Annotated in this window: 19 protein-coding genes and 1 pseudogene; 9 read left to right on the top strand and 11 right to left on the bottom strand. The window is 74.2% G+C overall.

Features of this window, described 5'->3' with window-relative positions; genetic code table 11:
• Positions 1-27: 27 nt before the first annotated feature.
• On the top strand, positions 28-591 hold the full coding sequence (locus tag AB0D46_RS35195) for a DUF1707 and FHA domain-containing protein (RefSeq protein ID WP_362883704.1): 564 nt from the start codon (positions 28-30) through the stop codon (positions 589-591).
• Between the two features lie 71 nt (positions 592-662).
• Positions 663-1,124 carry a GNAT family N-acetyltransferase gene (locus AB0D46_RS35190; RefSeq protein ID WP_362883702.1) on the top strand — a complete coding sequence of 154 codons (462 nt, stop codon included), beginning with the start codon at positions 663-665 and terminating at the stop codon, positions 1,122-1,124.
• On the opposite strand, the gene AB0D46_RS35185 is transcribed toward AB0D46_RS35190, so the two are convergent.
• Positions 1,106-2,425 (bottom strand): M14 family zinc carboxypeptidase, encoded by a 1,320-nt coding sequence (locus AB0D46_RS35185; protein WP_362883713.1) that lies wholly within the window; start codon positions 2,423-2,425, stop codon positions 1,106-1,108. The genes AB0D46_RS35190 and AB0D46_RS35185 overlap by 19 nt on opposite strands.
• 147 nt (positions 2,426-2,572) lie before the next feature.
• Positions 2,573-4,867: a malto-oligosyltrehalose synthase gene (gene treY / locus AB0D46_RS35180; RefSeq protein WP_362883700.1), complete on the bottom strand. Its 2,295-nt coding sequence runs from the start codon at positions 4,865-4,867 to the stop codon at positions 2,573-2,575.
• Between the two features lie 82 nt (positions 4,868-4,949).
• On the opposite strand from treY, the gene AB0D46_RS35175 reads away from it, so the two are divergent.
• Positions 4,950-6,236, top strand: a complete 1,287-nt coding sequence (locus AB0D46_RS35175; RefSeq protein ID WP_362883699.1) for an MFS transporter — start codon at positions 4,950-4,952, stop codon at positions 6,234-6,236.
• Here AB0D46_RS35175 and glgX read toward each other — a convergent pair.
• A complete protein-coding gene (glgX, locus tag AB0D46_RS35170; RefSeq protein ID WP_362883697.1) occupies positions 6,221-8,335 on the bottom strand; it encodes a glycogen debranching protein GlgX in 2,115 nt (704 codons plus the stop codon). The genes AB0D46_RS35175 and glgX overlap by 16 nt on opposite strands.
• Positions 8,336-8,641: 306 nt before the next feature.
• Between glgX and AB0D46_RS35165 the strand changes: the two genes are divergently transcribed.
• Together AB0D46_RS35165 and AB0D46_RS35160 are read left to right on the top strand one after the other, a co-directional pair.
• Positions 8,642-9,901 carry an SAV2148 family HEPN domain-containing protein gene (locus tag AB0D46_RS35165; protein ID WP_362883695.1) on the top strand — a complete coding sequence of 420 codons (1,260 nt, stop codon included), beginning with the start codon at positions 8,642-8,644 and terminating at the stop codon, positions 9,899-9,901.
• Between the two features lie 382 nt (positions 9,902-10,283).
• Positions 10,284-10,997 carry a 3'-5' exonuclease gene (locus AB0D46_RS35160; protein ID WP_362883693.1) on the top strand — a complete coding sequence of 238 codons (714 nt, stop codon included), beginning with the start codon at positions 10,284-10,286 and terminating at the stop codon, positions 10,995-10,997.
• A gap of 9 nt (positions 10,998-11,006) precedes the next feature.
• Here AB0D46_RS35160 and AB0D46_RS35155 read toward each other — a convergent pair whose 3' ends face one another.
• The gene (locus AB0D46_RS35155) at positions 11,007-11,147 is read right to left on the bottom strand and encodes a hypothetical protein (protein WP_362883691.1); all 141 of its coding nucleotides are present in this window, start codon (positions 11,145-11,147) and stop codon (positions 11,007-11,009) included.
• A gap of 75 nt (positions 11,148-11,222) precedes the next feature.
• Positions 11,223-12,077, bottom strand: a complete 855-nt coding sequence (locus AB0D46_RS35150; RefSeq protein ID WP_362883690.1) for an aminoglycoside phosphotransferase family protein — start codon at positions 12,075-12,077, stop codon at positions 11,223-11,225.
• 246 nt (positions 12,078-12,323) lie between these two features.
• On the opposite strand from AB0D46_RS35150, the gene AB0D46_RS35145 reads away from it, so the two are divergent.
• Positions 12,324-13,202, top strand: coding sequence for a helix-turn-helix transcriptional regulator (locus AB0D46_RS35145; protein WP_362883688.1), 879 nt, complete (start codon positions 12,324-12,326; stop codon positions 13,200-13,202).
• Between the two features lie 226 nt (positions 13,203-13,428).
• Here AB0D46_RS35145 and AB0D46_RS35140 read toward each other — a convergent pair whose 3' ends face one another.
• Together AB0D46_RS35140 and AB0D46_RS35135 are read right to left on the bottom strand one after the other, a co-directional pair.
• Positions 13,429-14,700 (bottom strand): MAB_1171c family putative transporter, encoded by a 1,272-nt coding sequence (locus AB0D46_RS35140; protein ID WP_362883686.1) that lies wholly within the window; start codon positions 14,698-14,700, stop codon positions 13,429-13,431.
• Positions 14,693-15,364 carry a hypothetical protein gene (locus tag AB0D46_RS35135; protein ID WP_362883684.1) on the bottom strand — a complete coding sequence of 224 codons (672 nt, stop codon included), beginning with the start codon at positions 15,362-15,364 and terminating at the stop codon, positions 14,693-14,695. Before AB0D46_RS35135 ends, AB0D46_RS35140 begins: the two co-directional genes overlap by 8 nt.
• A 196-nt stretch (positions 15,365-15,560) precedes the next feature.
• On the opposite strand from AB0D46_RS35135, the gene mgt reads away from it, so the two are divergent.
• Entirely contained in the window at positions 15,561-16,763 is a 1,203-nt protein-coding gene (gene mgt / locus AB0D46_RS35130) for a macrolide-inactivating glycosyltransferase (RefSeq protein WP_362883682.1), read from the top strand.
• A 69-nt stretch (positions 16,764-16,832) separates the two neighbouring features.
• Positions 16,833-17,408: a DUF1697 domain-containing protein gene (locus AB0D46_RS35125; protein WP_362883680.1), complete on the top strand. Its 576-nt coding sequence runs from the start codon at positions 16,833-16,835 to the stop codon at positions 17,406-17,408.
• Positions 17,409-17,443: 35 nt separating this feature from the next.
• Here the strand turns inward: AB0D46_RS35125 and AB0D46_RS35120 are convergent, their stop codons facing one another.
• Positions 17,444-18,292: an aldo/keto reductase gene (locus tag AB0D46_RS35120; protein ID WP_362883678.1), complete on the bottom strand. Its 849-nt coding sequence runs from the start codon at positions 18,290-18,292 to the stop codon at positions 17,444-17,446.
• A gap of 44 nt (positions 18,293-18,336) precedes the next feature.
• Between AB0D46_RS35120 and AB0D46_RS35115 the strand changes: the two genes are divergently transcribed.
• Positions 18,337-19,338, top strand: a complete 1,002-nt coding sequence (locus AB0D46_RS35115) for a 2-dehydropantoate 2-reductase N-terminal domain-containing protein (protein WP_362883676.1) — start codon at positions 18,337-18,339, stop codon at positions 19,336-19,338.
• A gap of 168 nt (positions 19,339-19,506) precedes the next feature.
• Here AB0D46_RS35115 and AB0D46_RS35110 read toward each other — a convergent pair whose 3' ends face one another.
• The 3 genes and pseudogenes from AB0D46_RS35110 to AB0D46_RS35100 all read right to left on the bottom strand — a co-directional run.
• Entirely contained in the window at positions 19,507-20,277 is a 771-nt protein-coding gene (locus AB0D46_RS35110; protein WP_362883675.1) for a sirohydrochlorin chelatase, read from the bottom strand.
• Between the two features lie 5 nt (positions 20,278-20,282).
• Positions 20,283-21,185: an ABC transporter permease gene (locus AB0D46_RS35105; protein WP_362883673.1), complete on the bottom strand. Its 903-nt coding sequence runs from the start codon at positions 21,183-21,185 to the stop codon at positions 20,283-20,285.
• Positions 21,172-21,483 (bottom strand): annotated as a pseudogene (locus AB0D46_RS35100) (ABC transporter ATP-binding protein); the annotation flags it as partial. The pseudogene AB0D46_RS35100 and the gene AB0D46_RS35105, both read right to left, overlap by 14 nt.

Genomic DNA, 21,483 nt, shown 5'->3' with positions numbered 1-21,483 from the left:
CGCACCCGACGGGCCGACAATCACCCTGTGACATCGAGTTTCGAGTTCCCCCCCTTCCCCGCGCCGCGGCTCTCGGACGCCGAGCGCGACCGGGCGCTGGGCCAGCTCAGAGAGGGTGCGGCGCTCGGCCGGCTCTCGCACGACACCTTCATGCGCCGGATGGAACTCGCGCTCGCCGCCCGCCGGGCCGAGGACCTCGCCGTCCTCACCGCCGACCTCCGGACCCGGGAGGCGACCGAAGCCCCGTGGAGCCGTCGGTTGTTCGGCTGGGTGGGCCGCGCGTCCGCCGTGTCCGCCGGGGTCCGCCGCGCCTGGCAGGTCGAACGGCTGCCCCGACTGCTGCTCCCGCACCCGGGCGCCGGACCGCTGCGGATCGGCCGCGACCCGGGCAACGGCCTGCGGCTCAGCCACGACACCGTCTCGCGGGCGCACGCGGAGCTGAGCATGCGCGACGGCCTGTGGGTGATCAAGGACCTCGGCTCGACCAACGGCACCACCGTCAACGGCCGCCGCGTGTCCGGCTCCGCCGTGGTCCGCGACGGCGACCAGATCGGCTTCGGCAGCATGAACTTCCGTCTCTCGGCGACCTGACGGGCCGCTCGGCGGGCGACCCTGGTGGGGCCGGCGGCGCGACCCGCCGGTCCGGGGCGCAGGATGGCGGCATGGATGAACCCGCAGCCGTGGTGCGCCCGGCCCGCCCCGAGGACCTGCCGCGCCTCGTCGAACTGATCCACGAACACATCGCCCACGAGCGCTCCGCGCCGCGCCCGCCCGGTCTCGCCGCCCGGCTCGGCCCCCGGCTCTTCGGGCCGCGGCCGCGGCAGTGGGTGCTGTTGGCTCAGACGCCCGAGGGCGTCGTCGTCGGATACGCGGCCTGCTCCGCCGAGTTCGCCTTCTGGGACGCCCGGCACCACCTCCACATGGACTGCCTCTACCTGGCCGACGGGGCCCGGGGCCACGGCCTCGGCCAAGCCCTCATGGACGCCGTCGCCGCCCTCGCCCGGGAACGGGGCCTGGACCACGTCGAGTGGCAGACCCCGGACTGGAACGAGGGCGCGATCCGCTTCTACGACCGCCTCGGCGCCACCGGCCTGGCCAAACGCCGCTACGCCTGGCCGGTTTGAGCGCGGGCGGCGTCCGGGCCGGGGGGCGGGACCGCACCCGTTCGGCGCACGAAGTTGCGGGTGAGCCGGTCGTGCGTGGCCAGGACCGTGCGGCACTGGTGTTCCACCTGGGTGGCCACCGGCACCCGGCGGGCCTGGAAGCGGGCCGAGAACTCCTCGCACCAGCCGGTCACCAGCCGGTCCAGACCCGGGGCGGCCGGATGGCCCTGCGCGCGCAGCACCCGCAGGAGCATCGAGGCGGCGCGCAGCGACAACCGCCGCCCGAAGGCGTCGATGCTGCCGATGGCGGCCGCCGTGGCGTCGACGGGAGCGCCGGGCCCCGTCCACTCGGCGGTGATCCGGGGGATCAGGGCGAGGGTCCAGTCGACGGCGCGCAGCAGGGCGGCGGAGGCCGGGTCCGGCCCCCCGACCGCGCCCCGCGGCCCGGCCACCCGTGCGGCGTCCTCGGTGAGGCGGCCCGCGAGGACGCGCAGGGCGTGCCGCGGGTCCGGGTGCGGGGCCGGATCGTCCACCAGGTCGGACGCCCACATCGGGACTTCGACGATCGCGGTGGTCCCGTGGTGGCGGTGGACGCGGTACCAGGTGCTGAGCCGGGTGTCCTCGGGGTGGAACGCCCCGCCGGGGCCGGTGCCCGACTCCGGCATGACGAAGATCCCCGGCCCGGGGGAGGGCCACCCGGCGGCGTCGGAGGCCCCCGTCTCGACGGGGATGCGCAGCTCGGCGGCCGACCTCCCGAACGGCTCGGCCAGCCCCGGTATGTCCCGGGTGAGCTGCACCCAGGAACCGCCGAGGTCGGTGCCGTGCAGGGAGACCTGGAGGACGGGCCGCAGCTCGTCGATGAGGGCGGTCAGCGCGAGCGTCTCGGGCGGCAGCCGGTCGGGGGCCAGTAAGGACGGCGCCCACTCCGGCTGTTCGGGCCCGGGCGGCCGGAAGAAGTTGCGGTGGTAGTCGAGCAGGGAGTGCGGGCGGGGCGTGCGGTGCAGCTCCGCGCCGTCCGGGTCGGCGCACAGCAGGAAGTGCCAGCCGGCGCCGGCACCGAGGGCGGGGTCCCCGATGATCCGACGGGCGAGGGAGAGGGCCGTGGCCCCGCCGACGGGTTCGTTGGCGTGGGCCCCGGCGACGACGAGTACGTCACGGGCGCCGTCACCGGGATCGACGGAGAGCAGCCACAGCGGCGCCCCCGCCCGGGACGCGCCGGCCCGCCGGAGCCGGACCCGGGCGGGGTGCTCGTCCGCCAGCGCGCGGGCGGCCAGGGCGAGTTCGTGAGGTGTGGGGTAGCGCATATCGCGGAGGAGGTTCACATGGGATGCCATGCCCGCCGGGCACGCCCCCTACTGCTCACCGCGCCCCGCACTTCGCCGAATCCTCTCCGAAAACCCCTGGCCAACGCCTCGCGCGACCCGGCCCCGACCCGGCCGCCGCGGGCCGGGCCGGGGGTCGGGGTCGCGCTACCCGACCGGTTCCGTGGCCGTGCGGATCAGTGCCAGGGCCGGGTGGGCGTGTAGCAGGGTCGCCAGGTCGACCTCGCCCTCGTACGCGGGCCGCGCCGTGCGGGGGCCGCAGCCCGCCGCCGGCGTCCAGCGGCCCGGCGGCAGGGTCAGGGTGGTGCCCCGCCAACCGCCCGCGCCGGCCAGCCGGTGGGAGAGGCGGGTGGCCACCGCGACGAGCCCGCCCGTCCGGGCGAAGGCCACGCAGTGCTCCGCCGCCGGACCCCGGGCCGCCAGCGGGGCGTACCCGGTGAACAGGTCGGGCCGGTCGCGGCGCAGCCGCAGCAGGGCAGCGGTCAGGGCGAGCTTCTCCCGCGACACGCCGTCGGGGTCCGCGCCCGCGTCCAGGGCCGCCAGCTCCTCGCCGCCGAAGTGCGCGGGGCGCCGGTTGTCCGGGTCGACCAGGGCCCGGTACTCGCTCTCCGCCCCCTGGTACACCTCGGGGACCCCGGGCATCGTCAGGTGCACCAGGGTCATGCCGAGCAGACCGGCCCGGGCCGCGTCCACGAGCTCGGCGGGCGGCCCGGCCGCCCCGTCCGGGACCAGCTTCGGGACGCCCGCCTCGTACGCCTCGTCGGGATCGGTCCACGAGGTGCGCAGCCCCGCCTCCCGGGCGGCCTTCAGCAGGGCCGCCGCCAGCCGCTCCGCCCGCTCGGGCACCTCGCCGAGCCCCAGCGCGCTCTGCCGGGCGACCCAGGCGAGCTGGGGGTCGTCCGCCGGCGGCTCCGGAACGGCCATCAGCTCCGGTGCCTGGGACAGCACCGCGATCCGGGCCCGGACGTCCGCGCTGCGCTTGGTGTCGTGCGTGGACAGCACGGTCCCCGAGGCGGGCCAGTCCCGCTCCAGGTCGGCGCAGTACGCGTGGAACTCCCCGAGCGACACCGCCGGCGCGCCCGGCTCCCCGCCGACCTCGGTGGCCGACAGCAACGGGGCCCAGCGGTAGAAGGCCCGGTCCTCCAGGGACTTGGCGCGCAGCGCCGCCGAGGTCTGGGCGAAGCGGGCGGCGAACGCCGGGTCCCGCAGCAACAGGTCCCGTACGGCGTCCGCCGCGGGCCCGCCGGCCCGCCCGGCCGCCTCCGTCAGGGCCCGCGGGTCCGGCTCGGGGTCGTCCGGGTAGGGGCGGTAGACCGGGTAGGCGATCAGCAGTTCCCGTACGGCTGGGGCCGCGGCGGGTCCCGCCCGGTGTTCCAGGAGGGCCAGTTCGGCGGCCAGGTCCACGGTCAGCACCTCCCGCGACGCGGTCGCGGCGGTCTCCTGCCAGGAGGGCATGCCGGTGGCGCGGCCGTAGGCGCGGGCCAGCTCGGCCGCGCCCGCCGGGTCGGTGAAGAGCCCGTCGACGCGGTGCAGCGCGTCGTACCCGGTGGTGCCGGCCACCGGCCAGGTCGACGGGAGGCGTTCGTCGCGGGCCAGGATCTTCTCCACCACCACCCAGCAGTCGTCGCCGGCGGCGGACCGCAGCCGGCGCAGGTACTGCCCGGGGTCGGCCAGGCCGTCCACGTGGTCGATCCGCAGGCCCCGCACGACCCCGTCCCGCACCAGCTCCAGCACCTTCGCGTGGGTGGCGGCGAACACGGCGGGGTCCTCGACGCGGATCCCGATCAGGTCCGAAATGGTGAAGAACCGACGGTAGTTGAGGCCGGTACGGGCCTCGCGCCAGCAGGCCGGCCGGTACCACTGGGCGGCCAGCAGCTCCGGCAGCGGCAGCCCGGCCGTACCGGCGCGCAGCGGGAACTCCTGGTCCCCGTAGCGCAGTACGTCGCCGCCGACCCGGACGTCGTAGGTGTCGGCGGGCTCGCCGAGCACCGGCAGCAACAGTTGCCCGCCGCCCGCCGCCCAGTCGATGTCGAACCAGCGCGCGTACGGGGAGTGCGGCCCCTCCCGCAGCACTTCCCACAGCGGTCGGTTCAGTCGCAGCGGCGAGGGCACCGCCATGTGGTTCGGCACGATGTCCAGGACCAGGTCGAGTCCGTGCGCGCGGGCCGTGGCGGCCAGGGCCCGCAGGCCCGGCTCGCCGCCGAGCTCGGCCCGTACCCGGGCGTGGTCGGTGACGTCGTACCCGTGCGTGGAACCGGGCGCCGCCTCCAGGACGGGGGAGAGGTGCAGGTGCGACACGCCGAGCGAGGCGAGGTACGGCACGGCCGCCCGGGCCGCTTCGAACGGGAACTCCGGGCACAGCTGGAGGCGGTAGGTGGACGCCGGAGTGACAGGGTTCGGAACATCAGGTTCCGTTCGGGGGCTGTGCTGCGGCAGGCTCATGAGAACGTACGTACCCAGCCTGCCGGATTCCGTGCCATTACCCAATGCATCCGGGTGACTCCGCCGGGTTAGTCTTGATCAAGTGGTTGGAACCGTCAACACCTATCGAAACGTCATCGCCCTGACCGGGCCCCTACTGCCGCTCGTCTCCTTCTTCGCCCGACTGCCCGTCGCGATGTCCCAGTTCGGGAGCGTCCTGCTGGTCGCCCAGACCAGCGGCTCCCTCGCCACCGCCGGCATCGTCGGCGGCATCCTCTCCGCGGGTCAGGTCGTCTTCGGCCCCGTCCTCGGTCGGCTCGCCGACCGCCACGGACAGCGGCGGGTCGTCCTTGCCGCGGCGGCCGTCAACGCCGTCGCCACCGCCGCCCTCGTCGCCGGGGCCCTCGGCGGCCTCGCGACCGTCCCGCTCGCCGCGATCGGCGCCGTCACCGGCGCCTCCGTCCCGCTGATCGGCCCGCTCGCCCGTACCCGCTCCGTCGCGCTCGCCCACCGGGCCAAGTCCGACGAGGGCGTCATCGGCGCCGTCCACTCCCTCGAAGGCACCCTGGACGAGGTCTCCTTCGTCCTCGGTCCGGCCCTCGTCGGACTCGCCGCGCTCGTCGCGCACCCCGCCGTCGCCCTCGCCGGCGCGGCCGGCCTCGTCGTCGTCTTCGGCACCGCCTACGCCCTGCACCCGACCGCCGCCGTCACGGCCGGCGCCCCCGCGCGGCCGAAGGCCGGGGCGGGCGGCCGGGCCCGACACCCCCGCGTCGTGCACGCCGTCCGCGGCTCCCTCGCCCTCCAGGGCGCCATGTTCGGCGCCTGTCAGGCCGGCATCGCCTCGCTGACCGCCCAGTTGGGTGTCCCCGGCCAGGCCGGGATCGTGTACGCCGCCATGGGCGTCGTCAGCGCCTTCGTCGGCCTCGCCCTGGGCGCGCTGCCCGCCCGCTTCGGGCTGCGGCTGCGCTGGCGGGTGGCCACCGCCGCCGCGTTGGTCCTGTCGGTGCCGCTGCTGTTCACCGACGCGCTGTGGCCGCTGTACGCGGTCGTCACCGTCCTCGGCGCGGCCTACGCCCCCCACCTGATCACCGCGTTCGCGCTCACCGAGCGGGTCGTGGAACCCGCCCGGCTCGCCGAGGCCATGGCGTACGCCGCCAGCTCGCTGGTCGCCGGGCAGGCCGCCGCCCTCGCCGTCTCCGGGCGGCTCGCCGAGTGGTACGGGCCGTCCGGGGCGTTCGCCGTGGCGGTCGGGGCGGCCGCCCTCTGTCTGACCCTCGCGCTCGTCACCCGGGTCCCGTCGGCCCGTCCCCACGCCACGCCGTTCATCCCGGCCCAGCGCGGCACCTCCCCGACCGTCGGGGAGGGCAGCGCCTCCTACGCCGGGCGTTGAAGCACCACCAGGCTCCGTCCCGTCAAGGCCACCCGGTCCCCGGCCGCGTACTGCGGCCCGGTGCCGGGTGGCAGGACGTCCGACCGCGCCGTGTTCACCACCAGGTGCCAGCGCGCACCGTGCCCCGCAGGGATCGTGAAGTCCTGGTGCTCCGCACCGGCGTTGAACATCAACAGGAACGAGTCGTCGGTGATCCGCTCCCCGCGGGTACCCGGCTCCGAGATCGCCTCCCCGTTGAGGAACACCGCCAGCGCCCGCGCGCTCTGCGCCTGCCAGTCCCGCGCCCGCATCTCCTCGCCGTGCGGGGTGAACCAGGCGATGTCGGACAGCTCGTCGTGCGTGCCCTCGACCGGCCGGCCGTGGAAGAACCGGCGCCGCCGGAACACCGGATGGTCACGGCGCAGCCACACCATCCGCCGGGTGAACTCCAACAGCGCGGGCGGCTCCTTGCCCGGCTCCGGCCAGGCCAGCCACGCCAACTCGTTGTCCTGGCAGTAGGCGTTGTTGTTGCCGCCCTGCGAGCGGGCGAACTCGTCGCCGTGGCTGAGCATCGGCACGCCCTGCGAAAGCATCAGGGTGGCGATGAAGTTGCGCATCTGGCGCTCGCGCAGCTCGCGGACCTCAAGGTCCTCCGTGGGACCCTCGACGCCGCAGTTCCAGGACCGGTTGTGGGTCTCGCCGTCGCGATTGCCCTCCCGGTTCCCCTCGTTGTGCTTCTCGTTGTAGGAGACCAGGTCGTGCAGGGTGAAACCGTCGTGGCAGGTGGTGAAGTTGATCGAGGCCAACGGCCGGCGCCCGTCGTCCTGGTAGAGGTCCGAGGAGCCCGTGAGACGACCGGCGAACTCCGCGAGCGTGCGCGGCTGCCCGCGCCACAAGTCCCGTACGGTGTCCCGGTACTTGCCGTTCCACTCGGTCCACAGCGGCGGGAAGTTGCCCACCTGGTAGCCGCCCTCGCCCAGGTCCCAGGGTTCGGCGATCAGCTTGACCTGGCTCACCACCGGGTCCTGCTGGACCAGGTCGAAGAACGAGGACAGTCGGTCCACCTCGTGGAACTGCCGGGCCAAGGTGGCCGCCAGGTCGAAGCGGAAGCCGTCCACGTGCATCTCGGTCACCCAGTACCGCAGCGAGTCCATGATCAGCTGGAGCACGTGCGGGGACCGCATCAGCAGCGAGTTCCCGGTACCGGTGGTGTCCATGTAGTGCCGGGGGTCCTCCCCGAGCCGGTAGTACGAGGCGTTGTCCAGGCCGCGGAAGGACAGCGTCGGACCGAGGTGGTTCCCCTCCGCCGTGTGGTTGTAGACCACGTCCAGGATCACCTCGATCCCGGCCTCGTGCAGCGCCCGCACCGCCGACTTGAACTCCAACACCTGCTGCCCGCGGTCCCCCGAGGCGTAGCCGTTGTGCGGGGCGAAGAACCCGATGGTGTTGTAGCCCCAGTAGTTGCTCAGCCCGTCGTTCGCGAGCCGGTGGTCGTTGACGAACTGGTGCACCGGCATCAGCTCCAGCGCCGTCACGCCCAGCTTCGTCAGGTGCCCGATGACCGCCGGGTGCGCGAGCGCCCCGTACGTGCCCCGCAGCTCCTCCGGCAGGTCGGGGTGGCGCATGGTCAGACCCTTGACGTGCGCCTCGTAGAGCACCGTGTGGTGGTACTCGTGGCGCGGCGGCCGGTCGTTGGCCCAGTCGAAGTACGGGTTCACCACGACCGAACTCATCGTGTGCGGCGCCGAGTCGAGGTCGTTGCGGGAGTCCGGCCGGCCGAAGTGGTAGCCGTACACCTCCTCGCCCCAGTCGACCTTCCCGCTGATGGCGCGCGCGTACGGGTCCAGCAGCAGCTTCGCCGCGTTGCAGCGCTGCCCCCGCTCGGGCTCGTACGGGCCGTGGACCCGGAAGCCGTAGCGCTGGCCCGGCATGATCCCGGGCAGGTACGCGTGGCGGACGAACGCGTCCGTCTCGCGCAGCTCGATGGCGGTCTCCGAACCGTCGTCGGCCAAGAGGCACAGCTCGATGCGGCGCGCGGCCTCGGAGTAGACCGCGAAGTTGGTGCCGGCGCCGTCGTACGTGGCACCGAGGGGATACGCCTGTCCCGGCCAGACTTGCATGGATAACGACTCTTTCCTCGGGGTCGGAGGATGTCCCGGCTGATCCGGCGTGGACCACGTCACTGCCAGATCTTCCCCGAAAGAGGGTCTCCACGCGTGGACTTGGGATGCTCCTACCGGGTGACCCGGAGAGCTGATAGGCGGGTCAACGGACAGTCCGCGCATCACATAATGAGTCAACGGGCCGTCGGAGCACCGGGCATGGGCTCACCCGGCGGCCGCTTCGGGCTGCATCGGACCGCGCGCGCGGAGTACCCTTCCGTGATCACTGGAGACGGGCGTCCAGACGCAGAAGGCGGTGCACGGGTGAGCTCGGGAGGTCTGGAGCTGCCCCCTGGTGACGGCGGTCACGAGGGTGGCCCGGCGGATGCCCCAGGAGGGGCCCCCGCGGGGGTGGCGGCCGGGACGGTGTCCCTGGCCCCGCCGGAGGCCGGGAGCGTACGGGCCGGCGCCGAGCTGGACTGGGGCGCCGACGCGTGGAGCGAGGTCCGTACCCGCGCGCAGCGCGCCGGGCGCGCCTACATCTGGCTGAACCTGATCGAGCAGCGCCTGCGGTCGGTCGTCGGCGCGGTCCTGCGGCCCGTCTACGAACCGGTGCACGGCGGCGACGACTGGGTGGTGGCGGCCGCCGGGCCCGCCGGTCAGGAGTGGGTGCAGCGGGCCGTCGCCGTACGCGAGGTCAGCCGGCGCAAGGGCTACCTCCTCGACCCGGCCGACGACAACGTACTGAGCTTCCTGACGCTCCCGCAGCTACGAGAGCTGATGGTCCAGCACTGGCCGTGCTTCGAGCCCTACTTCGACGACCGGCGCGAGATCGAGCGGGCCCTCGACGAGCTGGAGGTCACCCGGAACGTGGTCTCCCGCAACCGGGCCCTGTCGCGGCCCGTGCTGGAGCAGGCCGAGCGTGCCTCCGCGCGGCTGCTGGAGGTCCTCGGCGCGGGCGCGGGCAGCCCGGCGGCGGACCGGCTGCCGATCGACGCGGTCGAGGACCTCGTCGGCGACCGGTACGCGGACGTCATCTCGGTCCACCCCGACCGGGTGCGGCTCCAACGGCAGCTCCCGGCGGAGGACCTCTTCGGGGGCGCGCGACGGCTGGACGCCATCGGCATAGGCCTGAACCTGCTGGTGCAGAACTTCTCCGGCCGAAGACTCGTCCGGCTCACCGAGGCGGGCTGCCGGGTCCGGCTGGTGTTCCTCAACCCGGCGAGCAGCGCCGTCAAGCGCCGCGAACGGGAGCTGGGACTGCGCAAGGGCGAGCTGAGCCGCGCGGTCGAGATGAACATCCTGCACGTGCGCCGGGTCCGCGCCGGGCTGCGGGACCCCTCGCGCTTCGACATCCACGTCTTCGACGAGACCCCGCGCTTCACCGCCTACCTGGTGGAGGGCGAGACCTCGGGCATCGCGGTCGTCCAGTCGTACCTGCGCCGGGCCCGCGGCATGGAGGCCCCCGTCCTGGTGCTGCGCGGCGGCGGCCGCGGCGTCCCGAAGGACGCCGACCACGGGCTCTTCACGACGTACCGGGAGGAGTTCGAATCGGTGTGGGAGGACTCCCGCCCGGTCTCGTGACCCGGGAGCCGTAGGCGCACGCGGCCGACCCCGCCCCGGGAGCCGACGGATTCCCGACCCGGGCCGCGGCCCGCGGGGCGGTCGGGAGGCGGCCGGATCCGTCCGGCGGCGGCTCGGCGCGGGACCCGGCGGCGGTGGTGTCAGTGGGCCGTGTCAGGCTGAAACCCGTTGACCGGATAAACGGGGGAGGGCGCGTCATGGCGGCGTGGCACGGGGGAGCACGGGTCGGATACGACCCGGGGACGAGCGGTACGGAGCCGGCGGAGTTCCGGATCGCGACGCCCGATGAGGGCGGGACGCCGGACGGCGAGGGCGCGTCCCCGGGATCCCCGGGCGCGGCGCGGAGCCGACCGCGAGCGCACGTCGGAACGGCGGCCGCGTGATGGGTTGGATCAGCGGGCCGTTGGTCGCCTTCGACCTGGAAACCACGGGCACCGACGTCGAGACCGACCGCATCGTGACGGCGGCCGTCGTGCGCCTGGATTCGGCCGGGGCCGTCTCCGCCGAACGTACCTGGCTGCTGGACCCGGGGGTGGCGATACCCGAGCAGGCGTCGGCGATCCACGGCATCTCGACGGCGCACGCCCGCGAGCACGGGGCGCCGGCCGCTGCCGCCATAGCGGAGATCGCGCGGACCGTCGCCGAGGAACTGCGGGCGGGGACGCCCCTGGTGGTGATGAACGCGCGCTACGACCTGTCCCTGTTGGACCGCGAGTGCCGGCGGCACGGGGTCGAGTCGATCAGCGAGCGGCTCGGCGGTGTGCCCTCGCCCGTCATCGACCCGCTGGTGATCGACAAGCACGTGGACAAGTACCGGAAGGGCAAGCGGGCCCTCCACGCGCTGTGCGCCCACTACGGGGTCCCGCTCGACGACGCGCACAACGCGAAGGCCGACGCCGTGGCCGCCGCCCGCGTGGTACGACGCATGGGCGAGGAGCACCGGCCCGTCGGCCTGATGCCACTCGCGGACCTGCACGCCCTCCAGGTGCGCGCGGCGGCCGACCAGTCGGTCTCGTTGCAGGCCTACCTGCGGCGCACCGCGGATCCCACGGCCGTCGTCGAGCCGGCCTGGCCGCTCATTCCCCGGAGCCGATGAGGGACCGGTTCAGCCTTCCCGGGGCGCGAGCGCCCGCAGGTGGGGGAGGGCGATCCGGCGCCGGGGCAGATCGACGTCCATGATCTTCACGGGGAGGTGGTCCCCGACCCGGACGATGTCGTCGACGCGCACGACGTCCCCGACCCGCACGACGTCCTCGCCCCGTCGCCCACGGGAAGGGGCGTGGGGCGGGCGCGCATCGACCGACGGGGCGGGCGGTCCTGCTCAGAAGGGGTGCCAGCGGGTTTCCGTGTCGCCCTCGCGCAGCGAGGTGACGCGGCGCCGGAACTCGGCCAGCGCCTTCGGGTTGGTCGGCGCGTGTTGCGACACCCAGGCGCAGCTGGCCGTCTCGCGGGCGCCGCGCAGCACCCGGCAGCCGTCCCACTCCCGTACGTCCCATCCGTACGCGGACACGAACGCCGCGTAGGAATCGGCGGGCAGCCCGTACCGGTCGCGGGCCAGGGCCATCACCACCAGGTCGTGCTCCCGCAGGTCGGTGGAGACGGTCTCCAGGTCCACCAGGACCGGGCCGGCGGGGCCGACGTGGACGTTGCGGGCCAGGGCGTCGCCGTGGATCGGACCCGGCGTCAGGTGCGGCGTGAGGGCGGCGACTTCGCCCGCGTAGGCGTCGCGCCGGCCGCGCAGGTACGCCGCGTCCTCGGCGTCGATGGAGTCGCCGGCCAGCCGGAGCCAGCGTTCGACGCCGCCCAGCAGTTCCCGAGGGGGCAGGGTGAACGGCGGCGCGGGCAGGGCGTGGAACAGGCGCAGCAGCCCGGCCAGGTCCTGCGGTCCGGCGGGCCGGACCGCGTCCGGGAGCCGGTGCCACAGGGTCACCGGGTGTCCGGCGACCAGGCGGGGCTCCGCTTCGGCGGCGGTGACCGCCGGGATCCCGGCCTGCTCCAGCCAGTGCGCGACGGTCAGTTCGTGTGCGGCCCGGGCGGCGAGCGCCGGGTCGGCACGGCCCACCTTCACCACCAGGTCCCCGGCGGTGAAGACCGCGTTCTCGCCGAGCGCCAGCAGGGTGGCGCCGGCGCCCAGGCCCGCTGCTTCCAGTACCTGCCTGGCCTGCGCCTCGTCCATCTCGTTCTCCGGGTCCGGACCGTCGTGAATCCGCCCAGTCTCGCATCCCGCGCGAAGTCCCCGGACCCGTGGGCCGACGCGTCCCCCCACGCGTCGGCCCACGGCAAGGCCCTGCGCCGCTACGCGGGACCAGGCCCGGAGGAGCGACCCCCGTTCGCTGAAATGAAGTTATCTAAATTTGGAGAACCGATCAAGTGGTCCACTCGTTAGAGTTGGTGCACCTGCCGAGCCTGCCCAGGAGAGCCCATGCCGGTTCGTCACGTCGACGGACACCTGCTCCGCAAAGTACGCCGCGCCGCGGACCTGACCCAGGGGGAGGTCGCGGACCGGCTCGGAGTCACCGTCCCGGCCGTCGTCGGCTGGGAGAGCGGCAAGTCGCTGCCGGACGGCGAGAAGCTGCCGGCCCTGGCGCAGGCGCTCGGGGCGGACCTGGATGAACTGTTCCCCCGGTCGCTGCCCCCGGACCTGGCCGACCTCCGCTGCGACGCCGGGTACTCCCAGTACCAGACGGCCGCCATCACCGGGACGCGCAGCGCGGGTCCGGTGGCGAACGCGGAGCGGGGCCGACGGCGGCTCTCGGAGAAGTTCCTGCCGCTCCTGGCGCAGGCGTACGGCGTGAGCGTCGAGGAACTGCTGGCCGCGGAGGAACGCTCCTTCGACCCGGCCCCGTCGGACGGTGCCGCCGCCCCCGTACGGGAGCCCGAACCGGAGTCCGGCGTCGCGCGGGGGGAGCCGCGGGCCGGGCTGCCCGGAACCCTGTCCGAGAAGCTCGCCCACCTGCTGGCGGAGACCTACACGGCGCCGCACCCCACCGACGCCCGGATCGCCGAGCACGGCAACGCGAAGGCGGGGGGCGCGGTGCTGAGCGAGGACCTGGTCCGCGGGCTGCGCACGGGCGAGGTGACGGAAGCCTCCGAGGAGGTCCTGGACGCGCTCGCCGCGGCGCTGGCCGTACCGCCGCTCTTCTTCCGCAGCGACGACGCCGAGGTGCACCGGATCATCAGCGGCATGCGGCTGGTGCGGGGTGGCCTGGCCGGCATCGCGGCCCGTGGCGGGGACGACGGCCTGCCCGCCGAACTGCTGGACTTCATCGGCGGCGTCGTCGACGGCATGCGCCCGAGGTGACGGGGCCTGCCGGTGGGCGGTGGTGGTGAACGGGTTCGGCGACACGGACGGGGCGTCGACGCCCTTGCCGGCCGTGTCCGTCGGGCGGCCAATCCCGCGTTGAGCAGCGGTTGTTGATGCTCCTGCGTCGGCCCGGCGTGGGTCGGCGGTGCCGAGGGGAGGACGGAGCGTCGGCGAACTCGCCTGTACAAGACGCACGTTGGGCTCGCCACCCCGCCGCTCCCGGCTACCCGCGGGAGTCCTCCAGTACCTCCTCCGCGACCGCGGGATCGGCCTTCGCGTACGCCTCGCCGACGCGCAGCAGCCACGGGACCTCGTCCGCGAAGAAGTCCTCGCCCGCTGCCGGGAACTCGGCCGGTACGCCCGGTTCCCGGACCGGGTCCCGCATGTTCAGGCGCGCGGACAGGATCCAGTACGCCTGCGCGACGGCCTCCGCGTCCCGGCCCTCGTGTCCCTCGCTCTCGGCGAGTTCGAGCGACACCTGGTACAGGTCGTCCGGGGCCCGGCGCCGCATGGCGTGGATGACGTCGCGGATCTCCGTGACGTACCGCCCCAGCCGCACCTGGGGGGACGCGTCGTGCGCGAGCAGGTCCCGCAGGGTGTTGAGGCGGCCCGCCGCCGGCAGCCCGGACGGCAGCCGGCTCGGCGTGATGCGCACCAGGTCCGGGGCGGTCAGCGCCAGGTCCCGCCACAGCGGGTGGAGTTCGGCCAGCGTCCGGTACGCCCGCGCGCGGTTCACCGCCGCCTGGCCGGCCGGGGCGATGACCCCCAGGGTCCAGCACAGGAAGGACGCGTACAGCAGGACGTCGGTGGCGGTCTCCTGGAAGTCGGCGACGGCGTCCGGGACGGGACGGAAGGCGACGACGACGGCGTACGCGGCCCGGACCGCCGCGTACAGCGCGCCCGCCACCATGCCGACGGCCATCACCGCGAGCCCGGTCCGCAGCGTCCGGCGGCCGGCCCCGCGGGCGGCGCCCGCCCACTGGTAGCCGCACAGTCCGATGACGGCGCCGCTGTAACCGTAGAAGAGCGGCATGTAGAGGGCCAGGCCCGGTTCGCCGGCGTGCCGGGCCATGAACTGCGAGCCCTCCGGTACCGGACCGCGGTCCAGGACGAGCAGGAAGACCGCCGCCATGACGGCGATGACCAGGACGGCCGCGGTGACGGCGTGGCGCTGGACCGCCACCGTCACGCGGGCCCGCCGGGAGGACGGTCCGTCGGCCGCGGCCCCGCGGTAGACGGCGGCGACGTAGCGCAGCAGCACGCACATGCCCGCCACCACGAAGCAGTGCTTGAGCAGGGTCGACAGGTCGTGCACGCCGAGGCCGTCGACCAAGTGGCGGCCCGGGTCGGTGCGCAGCAGCCAGGCGCAGGCCAGTACGGCGAACGCGCCCCACAGGGAGCGCTCGCTGGTGCGACCGCGCAGGGCTGAGGGGATCCGCCAGAGGGCCTGTACGAGGAGGAGGAGCACGATCGCGTAGGTCAGGACGTCAGACAAGTCCACTCCTGGCCGGTCGGGAGAAGGGGCGGGAGAGGGTGTCGTCGAGGCCGCGCAGGGTGCCGTCCTCGATCCGGTCGGAGGCGAAGGCCTCCTCGTGGAGCAGGTCGGCGATCATCTCGGCGCGGCGTTCGACGTGGGTGTCGTAGCGGTGGCGGGCCATGAACGGGCCCGCTTCGGTCAGGCGGGTCGTCAGTTCCGGGGACAGCTCGGGCAGGAGGGCGGCGGCCTGGCCGGATTGGGTCGTCGGGTCGTCGCACCACAGGTGGGCGAGTTCGTGGAAGACGACCCGCTGCCGGTGGTAGCCGGAAATGCTCTCCGGGATGAAGATCAGGTCCAGGAGCAGTCGCTCGTGGTGCACCCACAGCCCGCAGACGTCGCTCTGTCCGAGCAGCCGGTCCGGAGCGGACACCAGCTCGATCCGGCGCCCGCGGTCCGCCTCGATGGCGGAGACGAGCGCGGTGAGGCTGAAGGGGCGGGGCAGCGGCATGGAGCGGACCGCGCGGCGGGCCTCCCTGCGGACGGCCCGGTTGCCGACACGACTGCGGGGCCGATCGGCGGTGCCGGTGCCGGTGCCGGCGTCGCCCCGATCGGCGGTGCCGGTGCCGGTGCCGGTCCCGCTCCCGACGCGGGCCGATCGACGGATGAACGTTCCTCCAGGCACCTCGCGGCACCTCCCCGCATTCTCCCCGGACGCCCCGGACCTGACCCCGTCACCATCGGGCCGAAGTTCGAAATCCTAGGCCGGCGCGCGCGGTCGGGCGCACCGGGGGACCGGGTGAACGGACTCGGGCGATCCGGATGCGGCGTCGTCCGGCTCCATGGTTGCACGAGACGTATCGTCTCGTTATGCTCCTGCCATGACCTCAGCCAAGCCCGCACACATCGCCATGTTCTCCATCGCCGCCGCCGGCCACGTGAACCCGAGCATCGAAGTGATCCGCGAACTCGTCGCACGGGGCCACCGCGTCAGTTACGCCATCCCCGCCCCGTACGCCGACCGGATCGCGGAAACCGGCGCCGACCCGGTGATCTGGAACTCCACCCTCCCCACCGAGGAGGAGCCCGAGGCCTGGGGCACCGAACTCATCGACAACATCGAGCCCTTCCTGAACGACGCCGTCCAAGCCCTCCCGCAGCTGGCCGCCGCCTTCGAAGGGGACGAGCCCGACCTCGTCCTCCACGACATCACCTCCTACCCGGCGATCGTCCTCGCCCGCCGGTGGGGCGTCCCCTGCGTCTCCCTCTCCCCGAACCTGGTCGCCTGGACCGGCTACGAGGAGGAGGTCGCCGCGCCGATGACCGCCGCACTGCGCGCCACCGAACGCGGCAGGGCCTACTACGCCCGCTTCCGCTCCTGGCTCGACGAGAACGGCATCGCGGACGACCCGGACGCCTTCATCGGCCGCCCCCGCCGCGGCATCGTCCTGATCCCGCGCGCGCTCCAGCCGCACGCCGACCGCGTCGACACCACCGTGCACACCTTCGTCGGGGCCTGCCAGGGCGACCGAAGCGCCACCCAGGGCACCTGGACCCGCCCGCCGGCCGCCGAGGGCAGGAAGCTCCTCCTGGTCTCCCTCGGCTCCACCTTCACCAAGCAGCCCGCGTTCTACCGGGCCTGCCTCGACGCCTTCGCGGACCTCCCCGACTGGTACGTCGTCCTGCAGATCGGCAAGTTCACCGACGAGGCCGAACTCGGCCCCATCCCCGCGAACGCGGAGGTGCACCGCTGGGTCCCCCAGCTCGACATCCTCCGCAAGGCCGACGCCTTCATCACCCACGCCGGCGCCGGCGGCAGCCAGGAGGGCCTCGCCACCGGCACCCCGATGGTCGCCGTCCCCCAGGCCGTCGATCAGTTCGGCAACGCCGACGTGCTCGCCGGCCTCGGCGTCGCGCGCCACCTCCCCATGGAGCGGGCCGACGCCACGAGCCTCCGGGAGGCCGTCCTCGGCCTGCTCGCCGACCCCGAGGTCGCCGCGCGCTCCGAAGCCCTCCGCGCAGAGATGGCCACCGAGGGCGGCACCCGCCGGGCCGCCGACCTCATCGAGGCCGAACTGCGGTAGGGCGGGTCCGGCCGGCCGTACCGGAACGCCCGCACCCGAAGTGTCGTACCCGGCACCTAAGGTGCCGCCATGACGAACAGGACGGGCACCCCGGACACCCCCCGCAGGTACGCGGCGCTGCTGCGCGGCATCAACGTGGGCGGCAGCAAGAAGGTCCCCATGGCGCGACTGCGCCCGCTCATGGAGGCGCTCGGCCACGGCGACGTACGGACCTACCTGCAGAGCGGCAACGCCGTCTTCACCAGCACCCGGCAGGACCCCGACGCGCTCGCCCGCGAACTGGAGGCGGCCATCGAGGCCCACTTCGGCTTCCGGGTGGCGTGCCTGGTCGTCGACGGGGACCACCTCAAGGCCGTCGCCGACGCCTGCCCCTTCCCCGCCGCCGAACTGGAGGGCAAGCAGCTCCACGCCACCTTCTTCTCCGAGCAGCCCGCCGAGGACCGCTTCCGGTCCGTGGACCCGGCCGCCCACCTCCCTGAGGAGTACCGGATCGGCGACCGCGTCGTCTACCTCTACGCCCCCGACGGCCTGGGCCGCTCCAAACTGGCCGAGGCCCTGGCCAAGCCCGCCGTCGTCAAGGGGCTCGACGTGACCACCCGCAACTGGAACACGGTCGTCAAACTCGTCGAACTCACCCGGCCCTGACGGCCGCCCCCTCGGGTCGGCCCCCTCAGGTCGCCCTACGGGGCCGACGCGTCGAGCAGTGCCAGCTCCCGCGGCTCCAACCGGATCGCCCCGGCCGCCAGGTTCTCCGCCAGGTGGACGGGCGAGCCGGTGCCCGGGGTCGGGCACAGCACCGGCGAATGGTGCAGCAACCAGGCCAGCGCCACCTGCCCCGGGCCGGCGCCGTGCGCGGCGGCCACCGCCGTCACCGCCGCCGCGCTCTCCCGGGTCAGGGCCCCGCCGCCCAGCGGGTAGTACGGCAGGAAGGCGATCCCGTACGCCTCGCACAGCGCCAGCACCGCCGCCGACGAACGGTCCAGCAGGTTGTACGGGTTCTGCACCGCGGCGATCGGCGTCAACTCCATCGCCACACGCAGTTGTTCGGGGGAGACCGTGTCCAGCCCGACGTGTCGGATCTTGCCCTCGGCCCGCAACTGCGCCAGCGCGCCCAGCTGTTCGGCCATCGGGACCGCAGGGTCGAAGCGGTGCAGCTGGTACAGGTCGATCCGCTCCACCCGCAGCCGGCGCAGGCTCGCCTCGCACATCGCCCGCAACTGCTCCGGACGCCCCGCCACGTGCCACCGGTCCGGGCCGGTCCGGACCACCCCGCCCTTGGTCGCGATCACGAGCCGCTCCCCGTACGGGTGCAGGGCCTCCGCGATCAGCTCCTCGGCCAGCTCCGGCCCGTAGTTGTCGGCGGTGTCGATCAGGGTGACCCCGGCCTCCACCGCCGCCCGCAGCACCGCGTGCGCCTCGGTCCGTCCGCTCCGGGGACCCCAGTAGCCGGCCCCGACCAGACCGCCCGTGCCGAGCCCCAGACGCCGTACCGGTAGGTCCCCACCCACGTCGAACACCGTGTCCACCATGGCCCGACGGTACCGCGCGACGCCCGGTGTGCCAGGCTCTGGGCATGCGTTACATCATCATCGGCGCCGGCGCGGTCGGCGCGACCCTCGGCGGACGCCTGGCCGGAGCCGGCATCGACACCGTCCTCGTCGCACGCGGCGCGCACGCCGATGCGCTGCGCGCGGACGGGCTGCGGCTCACCACCGCCGACGGGACCGCGCGGCACCGGCTGCCCGTCGTCACCGCGCCCGCCGAACTCGGCGCGCTGCGCCCCGACGACGTGCTGCTGCTGACGGTCAAGACCCAGGACGCCATCGCCGCGCTGGACGCGTGGGGGGACGCCGAGGTCGAGGGCGGCGGCACCGCGGCCCAGCGGCTGCCGTTGCTGTGCGCGCAGAACGGCGTCGAGAGCGAACGCCTCGCCCTGCGGCGCTTCGCGCGCGTCTACGGGGTCTGCGTGTGGCTGCCCGCGACGTTCCTGGAGCCGGGCGTCGTCTCCGCGCTGTGCGCCCCGCTCACCGGGATCCTGCACCTCGGCAAGGCGGCCGGCGGCGCCGACCGGCGGATCCGGGACATCGCAGCCGACCTGGCACGGGCCGGCTTCGAAGCGCCCGTCGTCGAGGACGTCATGCGGTGGAAGTACGCGAAGCTGCTCGGCAACCTGGGCAACGCCATCCAGGCGACCACCGGCCCGGACCCGGACCCGGCGAAGGGCGCGCTGATGCTGCGCGCCGTCCGCGAGGCGAAGGCCGCCTTCCAGGCCGCGGGCATCGACCACGCCTCCGAGGCCGAGCAGGCGGCGGTCCGGGACGGCAAGGTCGAAAAGCCCGCCGGTGTGCGCGGCGGGTCCTCCTGGCAGAGCCTGGCCCGGGGCACGGGTTCGGTGGAGGCCGACTACCTCAACGGGGAGATCTCGCTCCTGGGCCGCCTGCACGGCGTGCCGACCCCGGTCAACGACGTGCTGCGGCACGCGGCGAACATCTTCGCCCGCGAGTCCTTGCCGCCGGGCGCCATGTCCGTGGAGGACCTGACGGCCCTGGCCGACGAGGCCGCGGCCCGCGCCTGACCCGCGCCCGCCGGCTCGGGCCGGATCGGGCCGGCTCGGGCCGGCTTGTCGATGATGCCGCGGGCCGCGAGACGGAAGCCCCGGACCGCCCGGCACAGGGCCCGCTCCCGTTCGGCGGCCGGGCGACGTCCCCGTCCCGGACCGCCGCCCGCAGGCCCCGTCGGGCCCTCAGGCCGTCAAGGCGGAGCGGGTGGTCGGCGCGCGGTGGGCGGAGACGGCCGAGTCGAAGCGGCGCAGCAGGAGGCGGGCCAACTCCGGGGCGGCGCCCAGGACGTCGGCCACCACGTCGGCGCCGGACTCGGCCGCGCCCGCGGCGATGCGGTCCGGGAGCCGGCCCGGCGCGATGACGTACGGGGCCACCGCGATCCGGCGGACCCCCTCGGCGCGCAGGGCCCGTACCGCGTCCTCGGTGCGGGGGAGAACAGCGGAGGCGAACGCAGGCCGCACGGCGCACCAACCGGTGTGCCGCCACTCCCGCGCGATTTCAGCGATCACTGCGATCGCCTCCGGGTCGGAGGATCCGGCGGACGCGAGCACCACACCGGTGCCGGCGCGGTCCGCCGGGGTGAGGCCGAGACCGGCCCCGGCGAGGCGGCGTTCCAGGGCCGCGACGAGGAGCGGGGACGGCCCGAGGACGTCCGCGACGCGGACCGTGAGGCCCGGGAGCCGGGTCGTGGCCTCGGTCAGCACGGCCGGGATGTCGGCCTTCGCGTGGAAGGCCCGCGTCAGGAGGAGCGGCAGCGCCACGACCTCCCGTACGCCGGACAGGTACAGCGAGGCCAGGGCCTGCGAGACGGTCGGGCCGTTGAAGTCCAGGAAGGACGTCTCCACCCGCAGCCCGGGCCGCAGCTCCCGCGCCCGCCCGACGAGGGCGTGCACGGTCGCCGCGTGCCGCGGGTCGCGGCTGCCGTGGGCGATGACCAGAAGGGCGCGGGACACGGGGCTCAGCTCTTGACCAGCAGGCCGCGGGAGCGCAGCACCCACCGCTCGACCGGGCTGAAGATCAGCAGGTCGATGGCGATGCCGACCACGAGGATCAGGATGATCGCGAGGAACACGCCCGGCAGGTCGATGTTGTTGCGGCCGTTCTCCAGCAACTGGCCGAGGCCGAGGCCCAGGTCGGGGGAGCTGGCGATGATCTCGGCGGCCATCAGGGAGCGCCAGGAGAAGGCCCAGCCCTGCTTGAGGCCGGCCAGGTAGCCGGGCAGCGCGGCGGGCATCACGATGTGCCGGGCGCCGCGCAGGCCGGTGGCGCCCAGGGTGCGGCCGGCCCGGAGGAACAGCGGCGGGACCTGGTCGATGCCGGAGACGAGGCCGTTGGCGATCGACGGGACGGCGCCCAGCAGGATCACCGTGTACATCATGGCGTCGTTCAGGCCGAACCAGAGCACGGCCGGCGGCACCCATGCCACCGACGGCAGGGACTGCAGGCCCTGGAGGATCGGTCCGATCGCGGCGCGGACGAACTTCACCCGGGCCACGAGCAGGCCGAGCGGGGTGCCGATGGCCAGGGCCAGCAGGAAGCCGAGCAGACCGCGCGACACGCTGGTCCAGACGACCTCCAGCAGGGTGCCCTTCACCCACATGTCGGACAGGCTGTCCCAGACGGCGGACAGGGCGGGGAGCTTCGTCTCGTCGGTGACCTTCGCCGCGACGAGGATCTGCCAGACCACCAGCACGAGGCCGACGGCCAGCAGCGGGGGCAGGACCTTCTTGAGGAGGACCTCACGGATCGGCGTGCGGTGGGTCTGGACCGCGTCGAGGGCGTCGAGGCCCGCTTCCAGGCCGGCCAGGTCGTCGCCCTTCCGCCGGGCGGAGGCCTCGGAGGTGGTGTCAGTGCTGGCCATGGCGGCGGATCTCCCCACGCAGGTGTTCAGTGATCTCAAGGGACAGCTCGGCGACGTCCGCGTCCTCGATGCGGCGCGGCTGCGCAATGCCCACGGTCCATTCCTTCGCGACCCGTCCGGGGCGCGAGGAGAGGAGCACCACGCGCTGGGCGAGCCGGACGGCCTCGCGGACGTTGTGCGTGACGAACAGGACCGACAGGTTCGTCTCTTCCCAGATGCGGGTGAGTTCGCCGTGCAGGACGTCGCGGGTGATGGCGTCGAGGGCCGCGAACGGCTCATCCATCAGCAGCAGTTGGCT

Origin of the sequence: Streptomyces sp. NPDC048383 (assembly GCF_040651775.1) — a bacterium.
Lineage (GTDB): Bacteria > Actinomycetota > Actinomycetes > Streptomycetales > Streptomycetaceae > Streptomyces.
This window is presented reverse-complemented; position numbering and strand designations above follow the sequence as displayed.

What these genes read in the sequence shown, in the direction of transcription:
- AB0D46_RS35190 (WP_362883702.1), top strand. Translation starts at nt 663, where the DNA reads ATGGATGAACCCGCAGCCGTGGTGCGCCCGGCCCGCCCCGAGGACCTG.
- treY (WP_362883700.1), bottom strand. Translation starts at nt 4,867, where the DNA reads ATGAGCCTGCCGCAGCACAGCCCCCGAACGGAACCTGATGTTCCGAAC.
- glgX (WP_362883697.1), bottom strand. Translation starts at nt 8,335, where the DNA reads ATGCAAGTCTGGCCGGGACAGGCGTATCCCCTCGGTGCCACGTACGAC.
- AB0D46_RS35160 (WP_362883693.1), top strand. Translation starts at nt 10,284, where the DNA reads ATGGGTTGGATCAGCGGGCCGTTGGTCGCCTTCGACCTGGAAACCACG.
- AB0D46_RS35150 (WP_362883690.1), bottom strand. Translation starts at nt 12,077, where the DNA reads ATGGACGAGGCGCAGGCCAGGCAGGTACTGGAAGCAGCGGGCCTGGGC.
- AB0D46_RS35145 (WP_362883688.1), top strand. Translation starts at nt 12,324, where the DNA reads ATGCCGGTTCGTCACGTCGACGGACACCTGCTCCGCAAAGTACGCCGC.
- mgt (WP_362883682.1), top strand. Translation starts at nt 15,561, where the DNA reads ATGACCTCAGCCAAGCCCGCACACATCGCCATGTTCTCCATCGCCGCC.
- AB0D46_RS35125 (WP_362883680.1), top strand. Translation starts at nt 16,833, where the DNA reads ATGACGAACAGGACGGGCACCCCGGACACCCCCCGCAGGTACGCGGCG.
- AB0D46_RS35120 (WP_362883678.1), bottom strand. Translation starts at nt 18,292, where the DNA reads ATGGTGGACACGGTGTTCGACGTGGGTGGGGACCTACCGGTACGGCGT.
- AB0D46_RS35115 (WP_362883676.1), top strand. Translation starts at nt 18,337, where the DNA reads ATGCGTTACATCATCATCGGCGCCGGCGCGGTCGGCGCGACCCTCGGC.
- AB0D46_RS35105 (WP_362883673.1), bottom strand. Translation starts at nt 21,185, where the DNA reads ATGGCCAGCACTGACACCACCTCCGAGGCCTCCGCCCGGCGGAAGGGC.